The sequence below is a fragment of the Gilliamella sp. Pas-s27 genome (genome assembly GCF_009795865.1).
Classification (GTDB): Bacteria; Pseudomonadota; Gammaproteobacteria; order Enterobacterales; family Orbaceae; genus Gilliamella.
On the sequence record NZ_WTEW01000027.1, the window covers coordinates 19,710 to 28,075 of the forward strand.

The 8,366-nt window shown below is 36.4% G+C and carries 7 protein-coding genes; 2 read left to right on the top strand and 5 right to left on the bottom strand.

Annotated elements, in window-relative coordinates; all coding sequences use genetic code 11:
- Window positions 1–187: 187 nt before the first annotated feature.
- The 5 genes from nadD to bamD all read right to left on the bottom strand — a co-directional run bounded on the left by nadD (window position 188) and on the right by bamD (window position 6,241).
- A complete protein-coding gene (gene nadD / locus GQ589_RS10030; RefSeq protein WP_160412715.1) occupies window positions 188–844 on the bottom strand; it encodes a nicotinate-nucleotide adenylyltransferase in 657 nt (218 codons plus the stop codon).
- On the bottom strand, window positions 838–1,842 hold the full coding sequence (holA, locus tag GQ589_RS10035; RefSeq protein ID WP_160425945.1) for a DNA polymerase III subunit delta: 1,005 nt from the start codon (window positions 1,840–1,842) through the stop codon (window positions 838–840). Before holA ends, nadD begins: the two co-directional genes overlap by 7 nt.
- A gap of 7 nt (window positions 1,843–1,849) precedes the next feature.
- On the bottom strand, window positions 1,850–2,341 hold the full coding sequence (gene lptE / locus GQ589_RS10040; protein WP_160399991.1) for an LPS assembly lipoprotein LptE: 492 nt from the start codon (window positions 2,339–2,341) through the stop codon (window positions 1,850–1,852).
- A 35-nt stretch (window positions 2,342–2,376) separates the two neighbouring features.
- The gene (gene leuS / locus GQ589_RS10045) at window positions 2,377–4,959 is read right to left on the bottom strand and encodes a leucine--tRNA ligase (protein WP_160399990.1); all 2,583 of its coding nucleotides are present in this window, start codon (window positions 4,957–4,959) and stop codon (window positions 2,377–2,379) included.
- 487 nt (window positions 4,960–5,446) lie between these two features.
- Window positions 5,447–6,241 (bottom strand): outer membrane protein assembly factor BamD, encoded by a 795-nt coding sequence (gene bamD, locus GQ589_RS10050; protein ID WP_160399989.1) that lies wholly within the window; start codon window positions 6,239–6,241, stop codon window positions 5,447–5,449.
- 92 nt (window positions 6,242–6,333) lie between these two features.
- On the opposite strand from bamD, the gene rluD reads away from it, so the two are divergent.
- Together rluD and pgeF are read left to right on the top strand one after the other, a co-directional pair.
- Window positions 6,334–7,308 (top strand): 23S rRNA pseudouridine(1911/1915/1917) synthase RluD, encoded by a 975-nt coding sequence (gene rluD / locus GQ589_RS10055; protein ID WP_160399988.1) that lies wholly within the window; start codon window positions 6,334–6,336, stop codon window positions 7,306–7,308.
- An 8-nt stretch (window positions 7,309–7,316) separates the two neighbouring features.
- Window positions 7,317–8,081 carry a peptidoglycan editing factor PgeF gene (pgeF, locus tag GQ589_RS10060; protein ID WP_160425954.1) on the top strand — a complete coding sequence of 255 codons (765 nt, stop codon included), beginning with the start codon at window positions 7,317–7,319 and terminating at the stop codon, window positions 8,079–8,081.
- Window positions 8,082–8,366: the final 285 nt, after the last annotated feature.

Genomic DNA, 8,366 nt, shown 5'->3' on the forward strand with positions numbered 1-8,366 from the left:
ACTGACTCATCTACCTTATCACGCTAAGCGTACAATAACAAAACAAGAATGATGCTTTTATATCATCTTATTAGTGTGTTATTTGATGATTTAGCAAAGTTAAATATAAACACAAAAAACTGAATTTAAAATATATAAACACAGCGGCGAAATAATGCCGAAAAAACTGTCAGATGTAAAGTTCTTTCTACTTTTTCTTTGTACCATAAAGTCCTTGTGTATGAATATATTGCCAAACTTTAGGTGGTAGCAAATTTTTACAACTTTGTGAGTTGTTGATATTTTGTCTGATCTCTGTTGCCGAAATATTCTCAAGCGGTGTCTGCGCCAAATAGATATAACCATATGGTGAGTCGTGTAAATTTTTTACATTGGTGGTTTGGTGCGTATCAATCCATTGTTGTAATGTTGCATTATCAGTCTTGTCAGCATAACCTGGTCGGCGGCAAATTAGCAAATGACAATAATTAAGCAACGTTTGCCATTTATGCCAAGTTGGCAATCCTAGTAGTGAATCTTGTCCCATTATAAATGCTAGCGGATTTTGATTACCATGTTTGCGTCGCCATGCTTGTAGGGTTTCAATAGTATAAGACGGGCGAGTCGATGTTTCGGGTAAGATCTCACTTACATCTAATGCAAATAAAGGTAAATCTTCAATAGCTAATGATAACATTGCTAAACGTTGCTCTGTATTAGCTTCTGGTTGTGGTTTATGGGGAGGAATATGATTAGGCAACAAACGAATTTGTTTTAAACCAATTTCATTAGCTAATGAAATAGCAGGGCGAAGGTGTCCATAATGGATCGGATCAAAGGTTCCGCCTAATAACGCAGTTAACATTTATCTAAACCCATAAATTGCATGGATAAACTAAATATAGCATCCCATATTTGCACTTGGTTATCATGCTTTAAGCTAATTTCAATTTCGGTCAATTTTGCGAGTAAATGAAACAGGCCTTTAAGATCGCAACGATTTAGATAGTTTGTATAAATCGTTCTTTTATTTTGCCAAACTTTATACTCATCAAAGGTTTGTTTCAATGATTTTTGTTGCAAACCTTTTTTTAAATTAATTAACAATATTAACTCACGTTGAATAATCCGTAATAAAAATAACGGCTCAAACTCATTTATTTTTAGCTGTTGTAAAATATGAATAGCTCGCTTAGTTTTATTTGCAAGCATTGCATCAGTCCAATGAAAGGGCGTAAATATGGCAGAATCGTTAATATTACTTTCAACTTGATCATAAGAAATGTTTTGGTCTGGATACAACAATTTTAATTGTGCAATAACCTGTGTTAATGCTAATAAATTCCCTTCATAATAGTAACAAAGTAACTCAATTGCTTTTGGTTCAATGGTTATTTGTTGTTGCTGTAAATGGTTTTTAATCCATTGTGGTAATTGCAAAGTATCTGGTGTTGTACAATTAACCACGACTAACTTATCTGATAGTGTTTTATACCAAGTAGCGTTTTCTTGTGATTTTGTAATTTTATTGAGCGTAATTATTAGTGCAATATCCGGTGTTAAAACCTCACTTAGCGTATTAAGTTTGGCACTAGTACCTGCATTTAATGCGCTATCACCAAAATCAAGCAAAATCAAAGTATTGTTTGAAAATAGATTCATTGCTTGGCAACTATCCAAAATGACCGCCCAGTCAGTTTGATTATCAATTACAAACGTCAGTTGCTCATCAAATCCCGCATGGGTAAAGGCTTTTCGTAACTCTGTTTGAACGTGATTTTGTAAATAAGGATCACTACCTAAAATTAAATAATAGGGTGATCCTAATTTATGGCTAATTTGGTCAGCATTAATTTTAATCATGACAACGTTAATTTACCGCATCAATCGATTTTAATTTACGAATAACTTGTTTAGCAGCTTGTTTAAACATTTCATTTTCAATCAAATCTTGTTCGACTGTTTTTGCTAATGCCTCCGATGGATTATCAAAGAAAGTCCTAAAGACTCGAACATTAATTGGGTATGTTTGTTGACCTGCGATAACAACTTGTGCATCAACCGTTAACACTAATTGATATTCAGCCGCTTTACCATCTTGATAAATCGAAATTGTATTGCGACTGAGGTTTTCGCTTAACATCCTTAATGATGGCACTTTTTCAGTCGCATTACTCGTTAGCGTTACTTTGTTATCGTGTAATAGCTCTTTCATTTCACGAGACAGTCGTCCATAAGGATCATAACTTATATAAGAGAGCGTCTTAAATCGCTCAGGGACTTCTGTCTCATGCTGTAAATGAAATCCACATCCTGTTAAGGATATTGCCAATAACATCAATAAAGCTAAATACTTTTTCATATCTATAACCGCCTAAATTTAGTTATCAAACAATATTAACCAACAACCAAATTTAACAGTTTACCTGGAACATAAATTACTTTACGGATAGCAACATCGCTCAAGTATTTTTGAATATTCGGTTCTTGTTTTGCTTGTGACACAACAAAATCCTGATCTGCATCAGCAGGTACTGTAAATTTGCCACGGACTTTACCATTAATTTGTACAACAATGAGTTTTTCGTCCTCGATCATTGCCGCCTCGTCAGCAACAGGCCAAGTAGTATCATCAATCGACTCATTATGGCCTAAAGCTTGCCACATCACAAAACAAGCGTGTGGCATCATTGGGTAAAGCAAACGAACAATTGCGTTTAATGCCTCGTTCATTAGGGCGCGGTCTTGCTCGGTTTCTTGTGATGCTTTTTGTAAGCGGTTCATAAACTCCATGACAGCGGCAATAGCAGTATTAAACGTTTGACGACGTCCAATATCATCACTCACTTTCGCAATGGTTTTATGTAACTCACGGCGTAATGCTTTTTGTTCACTATCCAAAGCAGCAACATCAAGTTTAGCGGTTTGACCTTTTTGCGCATGTTCATACACTAAACGCCACACACGTTTAATAAATCGGTTAGCACCCTCAACGCCAGATTCTTGCCATTCTAGTGTCATTTCAGCAGGAGACGCAAACATCATAAATAATCGAACGGTATCAGCGCCGTATTTTTCAACCATTTCTTGTGGGTCGATACCATTATTTTTGGATTTTGACATCTTTGTCATACCCGCATGAACTAATTCATTACCCTGTTTATCAACGGCTTTAGCAATTCGACCTTTATCATCACGTTCAATGGTAACTTCAGTTGGCGATACCCAAATACGCTCATTGGTTGGGCTGGTATAATAAAATGCATCGGCTAATACCATGCCTTGGCATAGTAAACGTTTTGCTGGTTCGTCTGACGATACCAAACCAAAATCACGCATTAATTTATGGAAAAATCTAAAATAAAGTAAATGCATAATGGCATGTTCAATACCACCAACATACTGATCGACTGGCAACCAATAATTTGCTGCTTTTTCATCTAACATACCTTTATCATAATTCGGGCACGTATAACGGGCATAATACCAAGATGATTCCATAAAGGTATCAAAAGTATCAGTCTCACGCAGAGCAGGTTGACCGTTTACGGTTGTTTTTGCCCAATTAGGATCAGCCTTAATTGGACTGGTGATACCGTTCATTTCAACATCTTCTGGTAAAATAACCGGTAACTGATCTTCTGGTGTAGGAATGGTTGTACCATCTTCAAGGGTTACCATTGGAATTGGCGCGCCCCAATAACGCTGACGTGAAACGCCCCAATCACGTAAACGATAATTTACTTTACGCTGACCAATACCCAGTGAAACTAATTTATCGGCAACAGCATTGAATGCTTGCTCAAAATCAAGACCATCAAACTCGCCAGAATTAAATAATTTTCCGTGTTCAGTATAAGCTTGTTGTGAAAGATCTGGTATGTTACCGTCTTGCGTTAAAATAACAGGATTAATTGGTAAGTTATATTTTGAAGCAAACTCATAATCACGCTCATCATGTCCAGGTACAGCCATTACTGCACCTGTGCCATATTCAATTAACACAAAGTTAGCGATCCAAACTGGAACTTTTTTACCTGTTAGAGGATGAATTGCATAAAATCCTGTCGCAATACCTTTCTTTTCCATCGTAGCCATATCAGCTTCGGCGGTTTTGGTATTTTTACATTCAGCAACAAATTCAGCAATTTTAGGATCATTTTTTGCCGCTAATTGTGCAAGAGGGTGCTCTGCGGCAACCGATACAAAGCTAACACCCATTAATGTATCAGGACGAGTTGTGTAAACACGTAATTTATCAGCATAATTTTCAACAGCAAAATCAAACTCAACCCCTTCAGAACGACCAATCCAGTTACGTTGCATGGTTTTTACTTGCTCAGGCCAGTTTTCTAATGTATCTAAATCGTTTAGTAACTCTTCGGCATAGTCTGTAATTTTAATAAACCATTGAGGGATCTCTTTACGTTCAACTGGTGTGCTACAACGCCAACAGCAACCTTCAACTACTTGTTCGTTAGCAAGAACAGTTTGGTCGTTAGGACACCAGTTAACGGCAGAGGTTTTTTTATACACTAAGCCCTTTTCGTATAACTTAGTAAAGAACCACTGTTCCCATTTGTAATATTCTGGACGACAAGTTGTTACCTCGCGATCCCAATCGTAACCAAAACCTAACAGTTGTAATTGCTTTTTCATATAAGCAATATTTTCATATGTCCACTTTGCAGGCGCGGTATTATTTTTAACAGCAGCACCCTCAGCAGGTAAACCAAATGCATCCCAACCAATTGGTTGTAAAACGTTTTTACCATTTAAACGCTGATAACGTGAAATCGTATCACCAATAGTATAATTACGCACATGCCCAAGATGCAAACGCCCAGAAGGGTAAGGAAGCATCGATAAGCAGTAATATTTTTCTTTTGATGGATCTTCTGTAACATGGAAAGTTTTATTTTCTTGCCAGTGTTTTTGTACAGTGGCTTCGATTTCATCTGGGCGGTATTGTTCTTGCATGACGAGTTAATGTCCTATCTATTATTGCTAATAAAAATATGTTGCTAATTGTATTGGTTATTGACAAGTTTTACAAACAATATATAAATCACGATATTGATTTTTTGCCATGATAAATTTAAACATCTATTGGTTAAAATAATCGTTATCAGAAAGAGTATTGTGTTACATTTGAAGCTATAGAAAAAGCTTGCAAGGGTAAATATAAAGGTCATGAACATACTAGAGGTTATCCCCTAAAAGAAGTATCAAAAATTGTTTGGTAAAAAATATTTATTTTAGGGATGGTTTGTTTTGTGATTAACTTATCAAAGTTAACTTATCAAATTCATCATTAGCATTAGCCAATAAAGAAAAAACATTATGATACGTTTGCTTGCAAAAAATAATTTAAAATGTTGGTATCGTTACTTGATTGCTATTTAACCCAAATTAAATAGCAATCGATGTGATTTAAAATTATGATTGAAATTTAAATTAAAACAGCCTAACCGCCATTAAAAACGCTAGTAAAGCGTGATAGGAACGATTTTTCTTCTTGTTTTGGCATGTTTTCAATATTGGCTTGAATTAGCTGATCAACTTTTTGTGTTTCGTTAACTAAACCTAACTCGTTATAAGCATTACGCATTAATAGCAATGCCTCTTTTGTTGAATCGGTATCAGGGAACATCGATAGCATGTCAGTCACACGGTTAATTACCGCTACATAAGCACCGCGCTTAGTATAAAACTGAGCTATTTTTAACTGATAGCGTGCTAATCTATTTTTCAAAAAAACAAGACGTTTTTGTGCATCGGCCGTATATTGACTACTTGGAAAACTTGATACTAAATAAGTAAAGTCCTTAAATGCAGCAGCTGCATAATCAGCATCGCGGTCTGAACGATCAACGTTAAACCAACCTTGGATCATATTATCGTCTTGCGCCATATTTGAAATACCACGCATATAAATAACCCAATCAATATTTTGGTGTGTTGGATTCAACTTTAAAAAACGGTCAATTGATGCAATTGCTAATGGTAAATCAGCTGACTTATAATAAGCATAAATCAAATCAAGTTGTACTTGTTGTGAATAAGGACCAAATGGATAGTTCTTGTCCATAGTCTCTAATACAGCAATACTGGATTTAATATTTCCATTTTCAAGGTCTGATTTTGCTTTATTATAAAGCTCAATTTCAGGTACATTTTCAACATCGGGTTTGGATGACGTACAGCCAATTAGCATGCCACTTAAAACAATTGCTAACAAAGAGTGTAAACGTAATTTCATTCAGTTTTCAATCCAAATATAATTAAACATTAAAGACCATGATTGGTATATAATACTCTAAAACATAATAGCTTAAAATAGATAAATTACACATGCATAAGTTAAAATTATCAACCGAAATTGAACAAACCCAATTAGGAATGCGCTTAGATCAAGCTTTATCAGCGCTTTTTCCTGATTACTCACGCTCAAGAATAAAAGATTGGATCGTCAATAATAAAGTTACTGTTAATGATGTTATTGTCAATAAACCCAAAGAAAGAGTGCTAGGTGGTGAAAAAATTATAATCAATGCTGAAATCGAAGAAGAAACCTATCACCAGCCAGAAGATATAAAACTCGACATTGTTTATGAAGACGACGATATCCTTGTCATCAATAAACCTCGAGATCTTGTCGTACATCCTGGTGCAGGTAATCCTGATGGTACGGTATTAAATGCGTTATTACATTATTACCCCGACATAGCTCGTGTGCCACGAGCTGGTATTGTTCATCGACTCGATAAAGACACTACAGGTCTAATGGTGGTTGCTAAAACCATTAATGCGCAAACACATTTAGTTGATGCACTTCAACATCGTGAAATTACACGTGAATATGAAGCTGTCGCTATGGGCATTATCACTGCAGGAGGCACGATTGATCAACCTATCACTCGTCATCCAACCAAACGCACTCACATGGCGGTATTTCCGACAGGAAAACCTGCCGTAACACATTACAGAGTGATGGAAAAGTACCGCCTACATACTCGCTTACGTTTGCGCTTAGAAACTGGTCGAACTCACCAAATTCGTGTACATATGGCGCATATTGCTCACCCATTAATTGGCGATCCCCTTTATGGTGGGCGCCCAAGACCCCCTAAAGGTGCGAGCGAATCGTTTATTCAAACCTTGCGTGATTTTGATCGTCAAGCACTGCATGCAACCATGTTACGTTTGTATCACCCTATTACAGGCGAGCTTATGCAATGGAATGCTCCAATACCGCAAGATATGCAAACGCTAATTCAAGCCTTGCAAGAAGATACCGAACAACACAAAGACGAACTAGATTGGTAACCAACATGATAAAGTCGATTTTCCCATATTGGATAGCGCCAAAAAACATCCATGCTTTGACCACAACACGAATAGGCGGTGTCAGTCTGGCACCATTTACGAGCTTAAATATGGGAAGTCGAACTGGCGATAATTTAAAAGATATAACCCAAAACCGACAGCGTGTTATACAAGCGGAACAAATACCCAGCGAGCCCTATTGGTTAACTCAAACCCACAGCACCATAGTACTAGACATATCGCAAAATCCCTTAAAAGCGGCAACAGGTAATATCCCTAATCAAACGGTAGAAGCCGACGGATCGTATACTAATCAACCCAAACAAGTGAGTGTTGTATTGACTGCCGATTGCCTGCCAGTCTTATTTTGTACAACTAAGGGGGACGAAGTTGCAGCAGCACATGCAGGATGGCGTGGATTATGTAACGGAATATTAGAAGAAACCGTCAAAAAATTTTCTTCATCACCGTCAAACATTATCGCATGGCTTGGACCAGCAATTAGTGCTAAAAAGTTTGAAGTTGGTATTGAAGTCAAGGAACAATTTGAAAAAATTGACCGCAATGCACAAATCGCTTTTAAATTAATCAACCCTACTGAACAAAAATACCTAGCTGATCTTTATTTAATTGCGAAACAACGCTTACAAGCAATGGGCATAACTAAAATTTTTGGTGGTGATTTTTGTACTTATACTGAACAAGACAAGTTTTTTTCATACCGTCGGGAAAGCAAAACGGGTAGGATGGCGTCAATGATCTGGTTTGAGTGAGTTTTTTGTAAAAAACAGTAAAATAAAAAATTTAATAAAATCAATACCTTTCCTGACTGATTTTTTAGCCAAAATAATGTCTTTTTGACATTGATGGTTTCGTCAATTTGCTGTTTGGGTGCTCAAAATAGTGACAGGCAACGCCTGAGTTAGGGGGGGATGAATGCTGAATTGCATCCTAAAATTTATAAAAATTAACTAATTACACAAGTATAGATAGTTTTCAACACTTAACAAATCAGTAACGTTGTAGATGTAATAATTTAATAACCGCAAGTTTAATCA